14 protein-coding genes are annotated in these 17,618 nt (G+C 41.0%); 3 read left to right on the top strand and 11 right to left on the bottom strand.

Annotated features, from left to right (window positions below; translation table 11 throughout):
* Positions 1-884 precede the first annotated feature (884 nt).
* The 5 genes from N483_RS12105 to N483_RS12085 form a co-directional block, all read right to left on the bottom strand.
* Positions 885-1,604, bottom strand: coding sequence for a glycosyltransferase (locus N483_RS12105; RefSeq protein ID WP_023401584.1), 720 nt, complete (start codon positions 1,602-1,604; stop codon positions 885-887).
* A gap of 93 nt (positions 1,605-1,697) precedes the next feature.
* The gene (locus tag N483_RS12100) at positions 1,698-2,105 is read right to left on the bottom strand and encodes a hypothetical protein (protein ID WP_023401585.1); all 408 of its coding nucleotides are present in this window, start codon (positions 2,103-2,105) and stop codon (positions 1,698-1,700) included.
* Positions 2,106-2,247: 142 nt separating this feature from the next.
* Positions 2,248-2,481: a hypothetical protein gene (locus tag N483_RS26990; protein WP_023401586.1), complete on the bottom strand. Its 234-nt coding sequence runs from the start codon at positions 2,479-2,481 to the stop codon at positions 2,248-2,250.
* A gap of 562 nt (positions 2,482-3,043) precedes the next feature.
* Positions 3,044-3,460, bottom strand: coding sequence for a VOC family protein (locus N483_RS12090; RefSeq protein ID WP_023401588.1), 417 nt, complete (start codon positions 3,458-3,460; stop codon positions 3,044-3,046).
* 327 nt (positions 3,461-3,787) lie between these two features.
* Positions 3,788-4,183, bottom strand: a complete 396-nt coding sequence (locus N483_RS12085; protein WP_023401589.1) for a DUF4345 family protein — start codon at positions 4,181-4,183, stop codon at positions 3,788-3,790.
* A 43-nt stretch (positions 4,184-4,226) separates the two neighbouring features.
* Here N483_RS12085 and N483_RS12080 point away from each other — a divergent pair, with 43 nt between their 5' ends.
* Complete coding sequence (locus N483_RS12080; RefSeq protein ID WP_023401590.1) at positions 4,227-5,033, top strand: helix-turn-helix transcriptional regulator; 807 nt, start codon at positions 4,227-4,229, stop codon at positions 5,031-5,033.
* Positions 5,034-5,311: 278 nt separating this feature from the next.
* On the opposite strand, the gene N483_RS12075 is transcribed toward N483_RS12080, so the two are convergent.
* The 3 genes from N483_RS12075 to N483_RS12065 all read right to left on the bottom strand — a co-directional run bounded on the left by N483_RS12075 (position 5,312) and on the right by N483_RS12065 (position 9,431).
* On the bottom strand, positions 5,312-6,613 hold the full coding sequence (locus tag N483_RS12075; RefSeq protein ID WP_052027441.1) for a metal-dependent hydrolase family protein: 1,302 nt from the start codon (positions 6,611-6,613) through the stop codon (positions 5,312-5,314).
* Positions 6,614-6,786: 173 nt separating this feature from the next.
* Positions 6,787-8,337 (bottom strand): response regulator, encoded by a 1,551-nt coding sequence (locus N483_RS12070; protein WP_023401592.1) that lies wholly within the window; start codon positions 8,335-8,337, stop codon positions 6,787-6,789.
* A gap of 251 nt (positions 8,338-8,588) precedes the next feature.
* A complete protein-coding gene (locus N483_RS12065) occupies positions 8,589-9,431 on the bottom strand; it encodes an HDOD domain-containing protein (RefSeq protein ID WP_023401593.1) in 843 nt (280 codons plus the stop codon).
* 213 nt (positions 9,432-9,644) lie between these two features.
* Here N483_RS12065 and N483_RS12060 point away from each other — a divergent pair, with 213 nt between their 5' ends.
* Positions 9,645-11,198: an AbgT family transporter gene (locus tag N483_RS12060; protein WP_023401594.1), complete on the top strand. Its 1,554-nt coding sequence runs from the start codon at positions 9,645-9,647 to the stop codon at positions 11,196-11,198.
* 47 nt (positions 11,199-11,245) lie between these two features.
* Here N483_RS12060 and cmoB read toward each other — a convergent pair whose 3' ends face one another.
* Positions 11,246-12,214: a tRNA 5-methoxyuridine(34)/uridine 5-oxyacetic acid(34) synthase CmoB gene (cmoB, locus tag N483_RS12055; protein WP_023401595.1), complete on the bottom strand. Its 969-nt coding sequence runs from the start codon at positions 12,212-12,214 to the stop codon at positions 11,246-11,248.
* Between the two features lie 10 nt (positions 12,215-12,224).
* The gene (gene cmoA, locus N483_RS12050) at positions 12,225-12,950 is read right to left on the bottom strand and encodes a carboxy-S-adenosyl-L-methionine synthase CmoA (RefSeq protein ID WP_036977273.1); all 726 of its coding nucleotides are present in this window, start codon (positions 12,948-12,950) and stop codon (positions 12,225-12,227) included.
* Between the two features lie 117 nt (positions 12,951-13,067).
* On the opposite strand from cmoA, the gene N483_RS12045 reads away from it, so the two are divergent.
* A complete protein-coding gene (locus N483_RS12045) occupies positions 13,068-13,754 on the top strand; it encodes a DUF3334 family protein (RefSeq protein ID WP_023401597.1) in 687 nt (228 codons plus the stop codon).
* Between the two features lie 52 nt (positions 13,755-13,806).
* Here N483_RS12045 and N483_RS12040 read toward each other — a convergent pair whose 3' ends face one another.
* Positions 13,807-17,589, bottom strand: coding sequence for a response regulator (locus N483_RS12040; protein ID WP_023401598.1), 3,783 nt, complete (start codon positions 17,587-17,589; stop codon positions 13,807-13,809).
* Positions 17,590-17,618 lie beyond the last annotated feature (29 nt).

Raw genomic sequence — 17,618 nt, 5'->3', positions numbered from 1 at the left:
CCTCATTAAGAGGGTATTTATAGCTGGCTAAAATGTTGAACGCAGTGAAAACTGCCAGCTGTAAATTTTCCTGCTTTTATGGCTTGTTAAGTGGCGCTACCACTCACCTGATTTTGTTTGCTTTTTACAATGGGTGCAATAGCAAAAATTATGAGCCGAGCTCTTTAAATGTATATTATTCTTAGTTCCACAAGATTCACATACACTCTCTAGTGATTCATTTTCTTCAGCTTGAAAGCCGCAAAGTGAGCAATTCCAAACTGTATTTAATGAAACCTCCTCGTCAATAGACCAAGTAAAAGATTTTTCTTCACAATTTGGACAATAATGCTCTGACATTCACGCCTCCTAACACATTAATCTCCGACAAATGTCGCAAAGCTACAGCGTGAGTCATGTCGCAAAACAGCGGTTGTCCACTCATGCCATCTAATTACCCATAACAATAACAACACCTTAAAAATATGTCATCTAAAAGAGGCGAGTGCGGTGTTTTTAAAGAAGAATAAGTGATTGTAAGCTAACAGAGCTTGATAAATTGCAATGAACTCGAGACTTTCCAATGTTCCCATCGAAGAAAGCTCTTGATGTTCCCATTACGAAATGGGCTTGAGACATAGTAAAAGCCGATGTCCCAGCGAGTTCTATATACTGTTATTACTTGCTTGACTGGCTACTATTGTCCTCTGGAGGAATGGCCTGAATGCTCAGCATTCAAATTGGAAACTAAAGTTCTAGGCAAATATAATCACAGAGCGTGCTGTTCTTTTGAGTATAAGACTTGGTAACGAAGCGATTAGGTTATGATATAGAAGCAGTTACCCTGAGCTATACGTAAATACGTGCGCTTGATGGTTTTGTTATGCATTCATCCTACACAATCACTAACGTTTGACATTGTACCAGTACTTATCAAGGTACTTTCGCTCCCCTCCGAGCATCGCTCTTTTCACTTTTAGTGGATTGCCGAATATACGAACAAAATGCCAGTCCCCAAATTCATCAAATTTTCTACAGGATGTTGTAACCGACTCTACTGATATGGTTGTGTGCCGTCTTCCACTCTTGCGCCCGTGTAATTTTAGTCTTCTAAGAAAATCTACGTCCTCTGCGATATGTAGCTTTTCGTCGAAGCCTCCAATAGCATCGAAGTCAGACCTTTTGAACCAATACATTCCAAAAGATAGTCCAAGAAAAAAAGCAGGAACTAGCATCATTCCATACCCAACTGCTATTCCTGGTGACAACCTTTCGGGGACAATTTTTATACCGCCACCAAGAGAGTTTGGAAGTTTAGAGTGCTTATATATTTCGGCCAAAACTCCTTTGGACATCCAGCTATCGGCATCAATAGTTATTACCCACTCTGTTTTTGTATGAGCAACACCCGTATTTCTGATTTCCGACAAATTCTTTGAGTCGTTGCTAACAACGGTAGCCCCGTGGAGTTTAGCAATCTCTTCTGTCTTATCAGTACACCGATTTAAAACAACTATCGTTTCAACTTGCAAGTCATTTGGAGCTATCTGGTCATTTATTGATGTTAAGCAACGACCTATATACTTCTCTTCATTGTGGGCTGGAATGACAATGCTAATTTTCATTTATACCACCTGTCGGAGTTTGTTTTTTGATGCGTAGTGCGGAACAGTTAAGTTTATCCTATTAATCAGCTTGTAAGCTGGCATTTTAAAAGCTTAAGCTTCTTGCATTACTTGTCTCGGGGTGTGTTTAAGACTAGCAAGAATTGAAAAAATGGTCATCATTACTAGTATCCAAGTATTAACCCAAGCGGGAATAAAAATTACCGGTAATGACAAAGAAGACAGCGAAATTGCATAAATAGAACTCAATGAATTTGCCAATATACAGGCCCTATTTAAAACAGTTGATGGTTCAAGAACTCGGCAAACATTAATCAAACCAGCCAACAAATAAATAAGGCATATAGTTGGCCATGAAAGCTGTTCGAAAGAAAATGATTTAGGCATATTCAAGAAGTTAATAGAATCTGGAAAAGTGTAAGTTGCCAAAACAATTGTTCCAAACCCAACAGCACCAAACAAAACGAGAAATATAAAAAATTTATCTAAGATCTTTGTCATTACCGAAACTCCAAGTTTTCTTAAGGTTAATGGTTATCCATAAATTTTTAGCGACTTTTTGCGACCACCTACATTCAATGAGTTTTCATAGCGGCTAATGCCGCCTTAAACCCACTGCTATTTATCCGCGTTTACAACCTTGTTATATACCCAACTTCGCAATTGCTCGCAATGCCTTTAATTGATTTTCTAAATCACGAAAATGTCGGGTATTTCGCATACTGCACTGATTAACTTCGCCATTCTTCCCTTCAAACACTAGGTATTCCTCGTTTAAAGTAAAATATAACGAACAACTGCTGTTTCTCTGAACGACTTCTTCTAGATCGAATACTTCCCCACGGTACTTTTCAGCTACCTTCAAAGTTGCAGACATGTGGCTTTTACTCCCAAGCATCTGGGAACTAATAATACGACCAAGGTACACTTTTTCTGCATTTGACAGGTATTGGCCAACATTGAATTCTATACATTTACATGCAGTAGCAAGTGGAGCAACTAATAATAGCAAGAGAGTAATTAGGTATTTCATAAGTGTATATAACCCCCGTATAAGCGGCTAAGTAATGTTTGGCTTAAATATATAACAAAACGAAACCGAGCCAAACTTTACGTGTCCCATTGCTTAATGTGCTTGTTAGGGTTACTTCGACACTTGATAGCCCATTGATTTTATTATTCAGATTGTGTCAAAAATCACTATATTTTTAGCCGATTTATTAGCCTGTATTATTACAGTAACAGATTTATTATCATCTTGGACGTAAAACTGAAAGTAATCGGCAAATATTTCAAATTCAAAACACTGCATAGTGTACCTAACGCCTAGTTAATGTGTAGACAATGCTGCCGCATACTCAACTCATTTTGACATAAATACTAATGCTAAACCGTGAGCCAAAACTCACAAGCGTTGGTTGTCCTATTGAACGCTTATGCTATCTTTTTGCTATTGGATGGTCTGGGTTTAATTGAAGAAGGTCCCACAAATTTCCATACAAGTCTTCAAACACGGCTACCGTTTCATAGTCTTGTTCAGCAGGCTCGCGGACGAAGTTAATACCTATCGATTTCATACGCTCAAAGTCTCGCCAGAAATCATCTGTATTTAGAAACAGAAATACCCGGTCGCCTGTTTGATTACCAATGAAACCATGTTGTTCGGACTTCGAGGCTTTGGCCAATAACAATGTAACACCATGAGAATTCGGTGGAGCTACAACCACCCAGCGTTTGTCTTGCTCAGGTTGACAGGTATCTTCAATAAGCTCAAATTTGAGTTTGTTCACGTAAAAATTAATGTCTTCATCATAGCCTTTCACGACCAAAGCGATGCGGACAATGTTCTGTTTCATAGTATCCCTTATTGATGAGTTTGACCGTCAGCATAACATTTTAATCTATTACAAATGTCGCAAAGCTAGAGCGCGAATCATGTCGCATAACAGCGGTTGTTCACTCATGCCATTTAATTACCCATAACAATAACAACACCTTAAAAATATGTTATCTAAAAGTGTTCGAGCTTTTAGCAAGGTTTGTTCGGAGCAATTTTCAAGCTTAATTTAAATGGGCGAGTGCAATGCCATTAATGAAGGTTAAGTGATTGAAAGGTAATGGAAGTGAATTAAAGGCTGAGCTTCACCATGGTTTTCAGCCTTTAATTAGTTTTATGTAAAGAATTAATCTGAGTGTTGGCTGCTGATAAGTTTAGTACCCACTAAAAGTAAAGAGAGCGCAACGACAGTGGGGATAAGGTTAACTGCAAGCTCTGAAAAGCTGCCATCCACAATGTAGCTTACTAGCCTCCCAAGCAGCACCAGCGATAGTGAGAGAATGCCAACAAGGCAGTACTCTTTGCGAAGTGTAAAAGCACCAACCAGCACACTTATCCATATTGCCGTTGCAGTACCTCCCCATAATGCTCTGACACTGGACAGGCCGCTTGCCGTTTCTATAGGGCTAATAAAGACATGTGCAAGCATGGTATTTGGGGCAAACATAAACATGAGGCCCGCAGGGATAAAAAATGCTGCAAGAAGCCCAAGTAATGTTCTGCCAATGTTTCTTTTTGTCATAACTTTTCCAGATGTGTTGTAACGATTAACTGGCGAGAAGAATATGGATAAATATGACACTTTATGTCATATTTGTTTAGTTATGCGAAATTCAACACTTTCAAGAATAGATCGGCTTGAAGCGATCACTGCCCGATTAAAAACCGATGAGCCAACCACCATTGGAGAGATCGCCAAAGAAATGGGCGTCAGTACTCGTACGTTAAATCGTGATATCGAAGTATTAAAAACGCGAGGTTTGCCAATTGAAACTGATGCAGGCCGCGGCGGAGGGATCCGGCTTGATAGGCGCTGGGGCGTTGGTCGCATCAAACTTAATTATACCGAAGCGGTAGATTTGATGATAAGTCTGGCCATTGCTGAGCAGATGAACTCGCCTCTTTTTATGGCCCACTTAAGCAGTGTACGTCACAAGGTGATGGCGTCGTTTTCTCCTTCGATGAAGCACAAAGTAAACGGTATAAAATCGCGAATAATCATTGGTAAGTCGGCATCTGAAAATGTACTTGCTCACTTCAGTGCGCCAGAAAAGTCGTCCGTTGAATTGTTGCACCAAGCGTTTTTGATGCAGCAACATATTGAAATTAAGTACTCAGATGAAAAGGGCAATCAAACGGTTCGAGTGATTGAGCCACACTATCTGTTTCTAAGTTATCCGGTCTGGTATGTGCTGGCTTGGGACCATCTTCGCAATGATATGAGAATATTTCGATGCGACCGCATTGCCGCAATTGAGGCGAGAGAGGATGGCTTTACCTTAATACCTATAGCTCAATTTGAAGAAAAAATACGACGGCAAGAGCGTAATAAAAAACCTGCCGATGGCTTGAGAGAAACACATTTTAAATAACCATGCTTCTTGGCTGTGGAAATTGGGTTTGCTAGCATCCTTAGCATGATTGCTATTAATTTGTACCAAGCATCAAATTTGCGTGCGCTACCTGTTTACATCAATTACGCTGGTCACGTAAGTAAATGTAACGAAGGCCCTCTATACAGTTAACTTATTTGTCAGGCAGACTCACCTTAATTTAAACATGTACGTATTATGTCGATTTGAGCGCCTTCAAAATCGCGCTGGGCCGTCAGGTTTAACCTAGAGTTAAATCTGACAGCCTGAGTCTGCGTTTACTCAATAGGGCGCTTATCAACTTCAACTTTACCGTCTTTGACAACGAAAGTAACTTGCTCCATTACCGTAATGTTGTCCAACGGGTTACCTGGCACGGCAATAATGTCCGCGAGTTTGCCTGCTTCGAGTGAGCCGAGTTTCTCTTGTTGTTTTAGTAAAGTTGCAGAGTTTATCGTTGCCGCCTGCAATGCTTGTAGCTCGGTCATACCGAATTTAACCATGCGACTGAACTGCTTGCCATTGTCACCGTGAGGGTAGACACCACCGTCTGAGCCAAATACCATATTGACGCCTGCCTCAACCGCTTTTGAAAAACTGGCGCGCTGTTTCGCTCCGACTTTACGTTCTTTATCGAGGCTTTCTGGCAATATTCCCGCTTTCTCTCCTTCGCCTAGGATATATTCAGTGTTGTAAATATCCATTGAGAAGTAGGTTCTATGCTTAAGAGCGAGCTTGATGGCTTCATCATCTAAAAAGCTAACATGCTCAACTGAATCAACACCAGCTCGAATAGCAGACTTTATACCATCAGTGCCATGTGCATGGGCGGCAACAGTGAGGCCTCTTAAATGCACTTCCGCAACCAGCGCCTGCATTTCTTCGAGCGAGTATTGTTGTGCACCAACTTTTGTGCCTTTTGATAAAACACCGCCAGTGGCACAGAATTTAATGACATCGACGCCATACTTAATATTTTCTCGGACCTTTTTTCGAACAGCCCATGGTCCGTCTGCGACGCCTGCCGCAGTGACTTGATGCTCATGGGTAAACAGGTTGTTGTCACAGTGACCGCCAGTGATACCTAGCGCAGGCCCAGACGCAAATATACGAGGGCCGGGTACATCGCCGTCATAAATCGCATCGCGTAGCGCCAAATCAGCATAGCCACCAGCGCCTAGGTTGCGCACTGAGGTAAAACCAGCTGCTAGGGTACGTTTGGCATTTCTAACTCCGGTAATTGCAGAGCGAGGCACTGTTCGGCGCAATCTTTTATAGCCGTGAACCTGTGCATCCCCAGTTAGATGAACATGCATGTCAAATAAACCAGGTATGAGCGTGTGGCCATCTAAATCAATGATTGTAGCGTTTTTTGGGGCATTTCTAGGCGTTCGTTTAGAGATAGATGCAATGGTGTTATCTTCGACGACAATAGTCGCTGGACTAATCAACTTACCGGTTTTGACATCAAGTGCGGCATCCGCATTGAGAATAAGTGTATCGGCAAACACACTGGTGGTGGTAAATAGTAAGGCTGTGCCAATAAGCGTTGATTTCAAAATTATCCCCTCTTTTATCATTATTTTTTCGACTACAGTCTATCCATTGGCGCTTTTTGTGCGCAAGCAATTTACGATTGGTGGCATAAAATATGTGATGTTTTTGTAACTACAGGGGTATTTTAATATTACCAATCGGTATTGCTGTAAATCCGTAAAAGGCTGGGGATCTACGATACTTTGCAGATAGTTAGCTAACTAACAATCGTTTCTCGCGGTTTGCTCAATTGAAGGTAGTGGAGATAATCTTGCTCTTTTAGACCGGCTTCACGGCTAGAGCGAAGTAATAAATCATTCAAAGCTTGGTTATTTATGCCGCTTCTGAGTGCTTTACTGCACATTTTTATGGTGTCTCTGTATTCACCAGACTCGAATAGTCGAGAAGCAAATTGCATATACGCATCCTGCTGTTCGGATTCTACCGTATAAATTCGAGCGAAGATCTCCCGATGCATTAAACCAGCCAGAACATAATGACTATTTCTATGTTGTTTACCAAGCGCTCTATGTGCGTTGAAAAGCATCTCTTTGGCACGTTCCATATCGTCGACAAAATAAAACAGATAAGCAATGACAGTAATGGCGCAGGGGTCATCCATCAAAGTTTGGCTTAGTTGTAAAAGCTTAGCACTTGCACCTGAGGTTTTGTTTTCCAATAGCATCATCATGATCAGCAATAGATTGAACTCATCAGGGCAATACTTTTGAATGTTGCTAGCGTTTCTAGTAAGAGCGCACTTTAAGTCTCCCTGTATTACTTTGAACACTTTAGCGTCTAAGGTGCTTTTTTTATTAAGGGTTTCTAATAGACTAATCTTGATAGTTAAGGCGGATAGCAGTGCTGTCAGCGCTGCATCTTCTTGGTATGTTCGCTCTTTGCGCTTTATCAAATTGTCTACTGCATCGCGCTCATTACAAACATGCAAAACCATTAAACTCAACCGGAACATACTTGGTGACATATCCTCTATGGGAAATGCAAGTACCTGAGCTGTTGCAAGCTCCCGGTTGTTCATTTGAAATGCGATGTAAATTTGCCAATAAAATACGCGTACTGGGTAGTCCAACCTAGTTTGAGGTTCCGACAAGAAAGATTTACATGCTTCGAAATCTTTAAGTTCATAATTAACATGAAATAGCGACCACTTTGCCCACTGTATATTACGCTCCGTCAGTGGCAATAGCAGTTTTTTAGCCAGAGAATAATGGCCCAATTTAAGCAATAAGTTAACGAGTAATTGATTGCGCGCCTTTTTTAAATAGTTAGGATACTCTTGCTTGCGCAGCTCTTTAAGTTTAAGTAGGGCATTTTTATACTGTTTATTGCGTATAAATTGATAGGCACTTTTGAACTCTTGAACCTGAAGGGTATGCTCTTCCAATATGGTCGCTAGATCTTGTGGCGTGTAAGGTACTTCAAGGTGTTGATTACTGTGAAATGGGTATTCACAGGCATAGTCAAAAGCACTTTGCCGCTTGGCCATATAAACGAGTCGTGTGGTTGGTGGTAAAGTTTCGTTATATACCAACTCACTAACAAGGTCATATAGGTTTTTTATTGTGTCGACTCGGTTGTCTAAAAAGACAATGTCATAGGTATTTTGTTTCGCTGAAATTTCAAAAGCGCTGCCTGAGCGGTACGAACGAACATGAGAAACACCTTGTTTATTCAACAAAGCCTCTAAAAATCTGATGTTGTCGCTATTATCATCGACTATTGCAATTTTTAGATCTGTATACTGCACTCTTTTTCCCTTGTTCAGTCTTTAGCAATGTTGACAATGCTGAAAAAACATCCAGTTTGTAGTTAAATTTGGAACTCACTATTCTAATCGCTTTACACACATAATCATAGCGTTAAATGTAATTTCATTTACATTTATTTAAAATTTAACTGGAAAGGGCCGTTATTTTGTAATGTTGAGTAATTGTTGCACCACATGTCACTTGACTGAATAAGCACTTGTGATGCAAAACACAATTGGTCTGATAAGGTCTAATTGAATATTTCTTCTACATCATCTTTGATATCTTGATATGCGTCTTCGTCAAGCTCTAAAACATGTAGTACGTCTGCTTTTATATGGGCCCAATCAGGAACAGATACAAAGCGTTTATTAATCTGCACTAAATGCTCTGCCATCTTTAAAGTGGCCATGGTGCAAGCGAGCTCTTGTTCGTGGTTTTCTTTGAAATACTCCATATCATGATGTCTTAGGATGAGTTTGCAAATTGGCTTTGGTAAATTCCAGCTGTTTGCCAAAAAGTATCCTATGGTTGCATGATTGGTGTTATAGATGGCCTCTTCTTGGTCTACTAATAACATGTCATAGTTGCTGTTTGCACAGGACAAAACATTGGCATAATCATCGAATTTGAGTGCCATTGCAGGTATGCCCGCATCATGAAATAGCCCTAACATATGCAAACTTTCTAACGGTATTTTTACCGGGATCTTTCGGCCAATTATCATTGCGACTTCAGATATTTCGTTCGCAGTATCCCAAAACCGTTCCAAACTAATGCAGCATTGGGATTGATCAAAAGCTTGCTTGAGCAAAAAGCCGGTTACTAGGTGAGTGACGCTGTTTAAACCGAGGAACATTACCGCTTGCCGAATATCTGTGATCGTCCGCGAGAAGCCGTAAGATGAAGAGTTGATGACTTTTAATACCGCTGCTGACGTTGCAACATCGGTGGCAATGAGATCTGCTATTTGACCTAACTCTGGTTCATCTGATTGTAGTAAATCGTGTAGATCTGAAAGTAATTCAGGCTTTGGAGGAAGAGAAAAACCTTTTTCTACATCATTTAGAACAACATTGTCTATTTCTATCATAGTTCTTCCATTGTGATGAATGACATCTAACTGAGATATTAACACTGACTGTATTTGAGTATAGTCCCACCTTGTTAATTTTTGAGCGAGCTTAGCAGATTTTGTGTTTTTTGCCTGTTAAATAATCAACCAGTTGGTAATTCAGGGACGTTTTATTGCTTTCATTTGCTTTGTTAAGTTAAGGTTAGATAATTTTATTGTTTGGGAATAATTATGAGTCAATCACCTGAAACGGCAGCGCCGAGTGGGGCAGTTGCGCGTTTTCTTAACGGGATCGAACGTGTAGGGAATAAACTGCCCGATCCAGCTATTATTTTCTTGTCGGCAATGTTGCTGATATGGTTCCTTTCTTGGATATTTTCAAGTACTACTTTTGATGCAATAGACCCTCGTACCGGTGAGGCTATTGTGATCCACAATCTACTAAGCGGTGATTCACTTGCTAACTTTTTAGCCAACATGGTTAAAACATTCACAGGTTTTGCGCCTTTAGGTGTTGTATTGGTTGCTATGTTAGGTGTGGGTGTAGCTGAGCATTCTGGCTACATCAATACGGGCTTAAAGCTCATGTTAAAACGTACACCACAAGCGCTACTAACGCCTTCAATTATCTTGATTGCGATTGTTAGCCACACGGCAACTGATGCTGGGTATGTATTGGTTATCCCTCTTGCCGGTGTTATTTTTTACGCGATGGGCCGTCATCCGCTAGCTGGTATTGCAGCGGCATTTGCCGGTGTGAGTGGTGGATTTAGCGCAAACTTTATTCCATCTGGAATAGACCCTTTGTTGCAGAGCTTCACGCAAAGCGCGGCGCAAATCATTGACCCAGATATTGCGGTGAATCCATTAAATAACTGGTTTTTCACTTCAGCTTCTAGTTTATTCATCATCTTACTAGGCTGGTACATTACAGATAAAATCATCGAGCCTCGTTTAAAAAATACTGAAATTGATGGTGACACAAATAGCTTGCCTTCTTTTGACGAAGTAAATGCAAAAGAAAAACGTGCGTTTTTAGCAGCGTCTGGCGTTATGCTCTCAGGTATTGCTCTGCTAATTTATGCGGCAAGTGGCGAAGATTCAGCACTTAGAAGCCCAAGTGGTGCGTTAACTGAATTTAGTGCCCCATTAATGCAATCCATTGTGCCGCTTATATTCTTGCTGTTTTGGATCCCCGGTGCTGTATATGGCTTCCTTGTCGGCACATTTAAGTCATCTAAAGATATGATTGATGCAATGAGTAAATCCATGGGTAGCATGGCGTATTACATTGTTATGGCGTTTTTCTGTGCGCTCTTTATCAGTGCATTTAGTCAGTCTAATTTGGGTGCGTTACTTGCAATTGAAGGTGCTGAAGTACTTAAAGCACTTGCGCTTCCAAGCTCTGTAACGGTTGTTGGTATTATTTTCTTAACAGCGTTTGTAAACCTATTTGTCGGTTCAAGCTCGGCAAAATGGGCATTGTTGGGTCCTATCTTTGTTCCTATGTTGATGCAACTAGGTCTGTCTCCTGATTTGACGCAGGCGGCATACCGAGTGGGTGATTCTAGCTCAAATATCATTACACCATTGATGCCGTATTTCCCACTGGTTGTTGTTTACTGCCAGAAGTATGTTAAAAATACGGGAATTGGTACGCTAATTGCTCTTATGATCCCGTACTCTATCGCTTTCCTAGTTGGTTGGAGTATCTTCTTGTTAGCTTATTGGGGTCTTAGCATTCCATTAGGCTTGCAATCAAGCTACATATATCCTGCTGGGTAAGTCATAAAAAAGCCGCTCAATCGAGCGGCTTTTTTCATTTGGATTGTTTAAGCTTCTGCGATAAAAATTGCACGCAGTGGAGCGGGGTATCCTTCAATGGTCTTACTTGGATCTAATGGATCTAAGAAGTCTGCCAGTGATTCGGTTTCCATCCACTCTGTTCTTCGCTGTTCATCTAATGACGTAGTATCCTCGTTAACGACCCTGACGTTTTTGAATCCAACACGTTCAAGCCAAAGCTTTAAAGCGTCGCAACTCGGTATATACCAAACATTTCGCATTTTTGCATAGCGGTCTGTCGGGACCAACACAGTATTGACATCACCTTCAATGACTAAGGTCTCTAGCACCAGTTCACCGCCTTTACGTAATTGCGCACGTAATTGGCTTAAAAAGTCGATAGGTGAGCGTCTGTGGTAAAGTACACCCATAGAAAATACGGTATCGAATGCTTTTAGCTCGGGCAGTTGTTCCACTCCAAGTGGCAGCAAATGTACATTCGGATCTGGGTTAAAGTGTTTGATTGCTTGAAATTGGCTCAAGAATAAGTCTGATGGGTCAATACCAACGACAAATTCAGCCCCAGCGCCTTTCATACGCCATAGGTGATAACCTGAGCCACACCCGATATCCAATACCGTTCTGCCGTGCAAATCGCTAATATGTGGTAATAAGCGATCCCATTTCCAGTCGCTACGCCACTCAGTATCAATGTGAATTCCGTGTATATGAAAAGGGCCTTTTCTCCAAGGCATCATGCGTTTGAGCAGGTGTGTCAGCTGTTTCGTATGGCCTTCTGAAAGTTCCTCACTGAGGCCAAACTCAACACGGTCAGTGATATTAATATGGTTTGTTTGTGACTGTGGTAAATTCTTAAGGACTTTTTCCCACTTTGGCCAATCACCGTGCTGTGCTTCTTTTTGCCAGTGCGTTAATTGTGCAGGCAAAGTATCTAACCAATGACACAATTGATTTTTGGCGATAGCTGCATAAAAGTCGTTAAACCAGGTATTCATAATGTTCTCGTTATTTGATTGCTACCATTGAGCAAAAGTTAAAGCATTGATACCAAACTTGGGTGTTTCCAAATCCAACGGTATTGAGTCGATCAAGGTGAGTGCTTAATGCATCCGTACGCATAATGTTCTCAATGGCGGTTCTTTTTTGACTGATTTCTAGCTCCGAATAGCCATTTTGGCGTTTAAAGTCATGGTGTAAGTCAATCAAGAGATTGTCTTTTACATCATTTTCGCCTTTGATCTTTTCGGATAGAAGTAAAACACCACCGGGTTTTAACCCTGCGTAGATTTTTTCAAGTACAGCTTGCCTCTGCTCCTGAGGGATAAATTGCAAGGTAAAGTTCATTGCAACAACGCTGGCGTTTTGTATTTCTATATCGTTGATGTCGCCTAATAGTACATCGACAGGCACTTCTGATTTAAAACCTTTAAGATGGAGCTTACAGCGCTCGACCATAGGGGCTGAGTTATCAACCGCGATAATCTGACAGTTTTCTTTGTCAATATTACGTCGCATGCTCAAGGTAACGGCACCTAATGCGCACCCAAGGTCATATAAATTAGAATTACTCTGTGCAAATTGACCCGCCAATTTACCCATAGTGCTCACCATTGTGGCGTATCCAGGTACAGACCGTTGGATCATATCTGGGAACACTTCAACGACATTAGCGTCAAATGTAAAGTCTTTTACTTCTTGCTCTGCGGCATAAATACTGTCTTTGCCAGTCACAATACTACTCTCATACAAAAATAATCTTGCCATTTTAGCATTTTATACTGGATAGTCAGTGATAAATTGAGTAGCTTGGCTACTATTAGTCATAAGAAGTAAAAAATGAGATAAAAAATGGCGAAAAATAAAGTTGTCAGTACAGAAGATATCCTATCCACCCTATGTCACTCAGTTACTGAGGTGCTTTCTTCTGCAAGCGGTAATCAAATATCCTACTCAGCAATGGTTCAAAAAATCACTCGTACGTGTATGAGACCAGATATCGGTTGCTTTGTTTTGTTCGACGGTGGTTTTACAGGTCTTGTCGTGACGAATTTTACAGCGCAGGCGGCAATGGAAGTGTATCAGGATTACATGCGAAATATGGGAATGCCTGAAAGCGAAATAGCTCAAAGCCACTTATCTGACGATGTGTCCAACGTGATGGGCGAATTGATGAACCAGATAGTGGGTGACTTTACTGGTAAAGTGCGGGAGCAGCTACATACTTCCATTACCCAAAACCAGCCGAAGATGATGGCGATTAACAAACAGGTGCAAATCTCGGTAGATACAACGATGGACAGGCCTCAAGCGAGACGAGTTACGTTTACTACACAGGGACAGAACATTTTTTACCTTGAACTAGCGATGGATAAAACTGAGTTTATTAAGCTTCATGATTTTGATATTTCAGAAGCTGTAGACCCAGATGATATCATCGCAAATCAAAATGCGACTTCAGGTAAAGCAACAAAGCAGCCAGCGCAGACGCAGGAAGACGCGGCAGATGATGACTTCATGGCAGAGTTAGGGTTGTAAAATTAATAATCTGGGTTTGCCGTGCAAGGCAGCTTGTCACGAGCAAACCCATTTAGCTTTCTAGCTCGCCTGTAACACTTTGCAGTAATTTATACGCATCGGCGAATTCAAATCTTGCAACCATAATTTTGAGTTCATTAATGGTGTGCTCGTCTAAACCTTCGGTCTCTTCAAGGTGTTCTACAATATCAGTTGCTTTTGAGTCATACTCTTTTAGCGCCACAGCAAATTCATTGACAGAGTATTGATGCTGCTGGCTTGCTTTCTCATTTTTTCGTTCAAGTAATAAAGAAGCCTTGTTTTTTGTCTCGGCTAAGTAGTCTGATAGCTGTTCCAGCTTATTGAGATCTACAGTATCTGTTTTGACTTGCTCTTCAATATCATGTGCAATTTCTGCAAAGTACTCCATTGATAAGTTAGCTCCAGCGCCTTTCATAGCATGAAGAATATCGAGTGATAACTCTGAATTTCCCATGCTTACGGCCTGCTTTAAATTGATCACCTCTTCAATCTGTTGGGTTATAAATTTATTTAATAACTTGAAATAAACCGACTCGTTGTTTGCCGCGCGCTGTATGCCTTCGTTAACGTTAATTCCTATCAGCTCAATATTGCTAATGGCTTCAGGTTGCGGTTGGTTTGGGACGTCTGTAATAAGGTCGACTTTTTGTTCCGAGGGTTGTATCGATGCTAAAGTATGGACAATGGTGTTGAGCAGTCCCTCGACATCTATCGGTTTAGAGACATGCCCATTCATCCCCGCATCCAAACACAGTTGAATATCAGGTCCCATTGCATTGGCCGTCATTGCGAGAATTGGTAGTTTATCTATAGGAATAAGTTTACGGATGGCTTTTGTCGCTTCGACCCCATCTAGGACAGGCATTTGCATATCCATAAGGACTATATCGTAATCATTGTCTTGCACAGCTTTAAGCGCCACCTCACCATTGCAGGCGACACTTACCTGTGCACCATGGAAGCTTAATATCTCCACGGCGATCTCTTGGTTTACTGGTTGATCTTCTGCCACTAAAATGTGCAGACCTGCAAGCACTTGTTGATTATCTTCAATTTTTTGTTGTGTTGAGGGGGAGGGTGTTGCGCCAAAACAAACTTGAATACAGTCTAGCAAGCTTGACGGGTTAAATGGTTTAAGCAGCATACTATCAATCATGCTTTTGTGTGACTCTTTGAACGCAACTTCATGGCCGTGAGCGGTGACGAGCACAAAAAAGCCTGATAGATCTTTTTGCTTCAATTGCTCTATGGTGTCCACACCATTTATATCTGGCATATGCCAATCTACAAAGTAGATATCGTGTTCATGATGTGATTGCGTCAATTGCTCGATAAAGCATTTTCCACTTTCGAATAGTGACACCTTAAAACCCAGAGATTCGAGCATGGTTTCCATGATGTCTCTGGCATCTTCGTTGTCATCGATCACACAAGCTGATTTACCTTCAAAGCTTTGACCACTTTTCACCGGTGTTGATGCGTAGTTATTGATAGCTATTGGCAGAGTAAAGTAAAACTCAGAACCACAATTTAAATCACTTTCAACGAAAATTTCGCCCCCGAGTAATTTTACCAACTGCTGAGAAATGGTCAGTCCCAGTCCTGTACCGCCATATTTTCGGGTGGTTGATGTATCTGCTTGAGAAAAAGATTGAAACAACTTCGTTTGTTGCTCTTTACTCATACCAATTCCGGTGTCTTTGACGGAGAAAGTGATCTTAGCTTGATCTGATTGCTTGTTAAGCATTGATACCGAAAGAGTTACACCGCCCGTTTCGGTGAACTTAACCGCGTTGCCAGCTAAATTGATGAGTATTTGTGACAGTCTCAACGGGTCGCCCACAAAGTTGTTGGGTAGATCTGTTGGTACATTAAATATTAGATCGAGCTGTTTCTCTTGTGCTTTGAGTCCGACAATGGTCGTTACATTGTCGAGTACTTTATCCAACTCAAAGGGAATATGCTCAATGTCGACTTTGCCTGCTTCTATTTTGGAAAAGTCTAGTATGTCATTGATCAATTTTAGTAACTGTTTTGCTGCATAATCAATTTTGGTCACGTAGCCATGCTGTTTTGGTGACAAATCTGAATTAAGAGCGAGGTGAGCCATGCCAATAATCGCGTTCATTGGAGAGCGGATTTCATGACTCATATTGGCAAGGAATTCCCCTTTTACCTGCGCATTTTTATCTGCTTCTTCTTTGGCATTTAACATCTGGCGTTCAAGCTCATTGCGCTCAGTGACATCTAAGAAAGTGCCCACAACACCGCCGACATCACCTAGACTGTCAAAAAATGGTGCTTCGTATACAATGAGCTCTCGTGGGTCTTTGAGGCTATTTTCCATAGAGAGCGCAAATGAGTGAGCGTCTTTTTCTGCAATCGTACGTTGGGACTTTGCATCCAAGTAGGTCGCAGTTTTATCATCAAATACGTCGTTTAAGTGGGAATCAGTGACTTCGACTTCAAATTTATCGATGAATGCTAAAAAGGCTCGGTTGACTCCCATAAAAATGCCGTTTGTATCTCGGTAATAGGTTGGATTGGGGATCGCATTGATAATGTGTAATGTGAGCTCTAAATGAGCGGCCAAGGCATTTTCTGCTTCAATTTGTTTTTGCGTATTTTCACTCAGTCTTAGCTGTATGCTCAGATCTTCACACAAGAGTTTTAAACATTGCTCATGGGCATTTTTTAAAGGGCTAGTAAAGGCGACTACTACACTCCCAGTGAGATCCTCGCCAATAATGAGTGGTAAGTACAGTATGGTATGTACTTCAAGAGTTAACCCGTCTTTGTGTAACACTGCGTTTTGATTCTCACTGATGAAGGCTTGCACACATTTTTCTGACACGAGTTTATTAACTTGAATTGATTGTTCGTCAAAATAGGCTGGGAAACCTATAACGGACTGTTGCGTAAACTTTTCATTCTCATATCTGTACAGGGCTACACTTGGGCTTTGGAAATGTTCTGCAATAAATTTTGCAGCTATCTGGTTCATTTGTGAGGGAGAGGTACAGTGGCGTATTTCGCCGCTAAAAGCATGCCTTATTTTTGCTGTATCAGCCCGCTCGTCGAGGTTTTGGTACGTCAGTGAAACAGATTGCACTATGTCCGCGACTTCTCCCTGTAAATTAGCGGGTAATGAAATACTCTGGCCATTGTAATTTTTGTCTATGCAAAAAGCGCGGTGCAATAAAGTAAAAGGGGAAATAAAGCGTTTATTCAAGTAATACAATATAAACAACGTAATAAACAACAAACTCATTAGGCTTACCCAGAGATAAAACAGCAATTTGTTACTGCTTTGATACAAACGTTGCTTTGCTAAAAGTAATTGTGCTTGGGTCGCATCTAAGGCAAGTTCAATTGCGTTGGTTGATTGCTGGTGCGCAGGCATCAAACTTTTGTCCCAAGTATGTTGTTGAATGTTTATCTGCTGTTCAAAGAGTGTTTCGTATAGTGTTTGCATCACCATATAGGTGTTAAATGCTTGAGTGAGCTTACTATTGTTGTCGAGAGGCTGGGAATTTGCTTGGAGTGATTCCAATGAGACTCGAGAGCGGATCAGCTGTTGTTTGAGTTGTGTTTTGGTTTCAGAGTTGTCTAATACATGGTTTTTTATATTAAACAGCAGCGTCAAGTTCGTCATTTGCAGTTGATTTAGTGCGTCATAACGCGCACTGAGTTGGCTGATGTGATGTTTCTGTGACGTCATTTCGCTTTCCCAGTTTGACATAAAAACTAAGTTGGCGACGAGTAAGGTAGGGAGTATTACAAAAAACGAATGAAACATTGTTTTTATTGACATAACTTACTTTCCAAATCTTGACTAATATT

Source organism: Pseudoalteromonas luteoviolacea NCIMB 1944, from assembly GCF_001625565.1.
In the GTDB taxonomy this organism is placed as follows: domain Bacteria; phylum Pseudomonadota; class Gammaproteobacteria; order Enterobacterales; family Alteromonadaceae; genus Pseudoalteromonas; species Pseudoalteromonas luteoviolacea_F.
This window is presented reverse-complemented; position numbering and strand designations above follow the sequence as displayed.

What these genes read in the sequence shown, in the direction of transcription:
- N483_RS12105 (WP_023401584.1), bottom strand. Translation starts at nt 1,604, where the DNA reads ATGAAAATTAGCATTGTCATTCCAGCCCACAATGAAGAGAAGTATATA.
- N483_RS12100 (WP_023401585.1), bottom strand. Translation starts at nt 2,105, where the DNA reads ATGACAAAGATCTTAGATAAATTTTTTATATTTCTCGTTTTGTTTGGT.
- N483_RS26990 (WP_023401586.1), bottom strand. Translation starts at nt 2,481, where the DNA reads ATGTCTGCAACTTTGAAGGTAGCTGAAAAGTACCGTGGGGAAGTATTC.
- N483_RS12090 (WP_023401588.1), bottom strand. Translation starts at nt 3,460, where the DNA reads ATGAAACAGAACATTGTCCGCATCGCTTTGGTCGTGAAAGGCTATGAT.
- N483_RS12085 (WP_023401589.1), bottom strand. Translation starts at nt 4,183, where the DNA reads ATGACAAAAAGAAACATTGGCAGAACATTACTTGGGCTTCTTGCAGCA.
- N483_RS12080 (WP_023401590.1), top strand. Translation starts at nt 4,227, where the DNA reads ATGGATAAATATGACACTTTATGTCATATTTGTTTAGTTATGCGAAAT.
- N483_RS12075 (WP_052027441.1), bottom strand. Translation starts at nt 6,613, where the DNA reads ATGATAAAAGAGGGGATAATTTTGAAATCAACGCTTATTGGCACAGCC.
- N483_RS12065 (WP_023401593.1), bottom strand. Translation starts at nt 9,431, where the DNA reads ATGATAGAAATAGACAATGTTGTTCTAAATGATGTAGAAAAAGGTTTT.
- N483_RS12060 (WP_023401594.1), top strand. Translation starts at nt 9,645, where the DNA reads ATGAGTCAATCACCTGAAACGGCAGCGCCGAGTGGGGCAGTTGCGCGT.
- cmoB (WP_023401595.1), bottom strand. Translation starts at nt 12,214, where the DNA reads ATGAATACCTGGTTTAACGACTTTTATGCAGCTATCGCCAAAAATCAA.
- N483_RS12045 (WP_023401597.1), top strand. Translation starts at nt 13,068, where the DNA reads ATGGCGAAAAATAAAGTTGTCAGTACAGAAGATATCCTATCCACCCTA.
- N483_RS12040 (WP_023401598.1), bottom strand. Translation starts at nt 17,589, where the DNA reads ATGTCAATAAAAACAATGTTTCATTCGTTTTTTGTAATACTCCCTACC.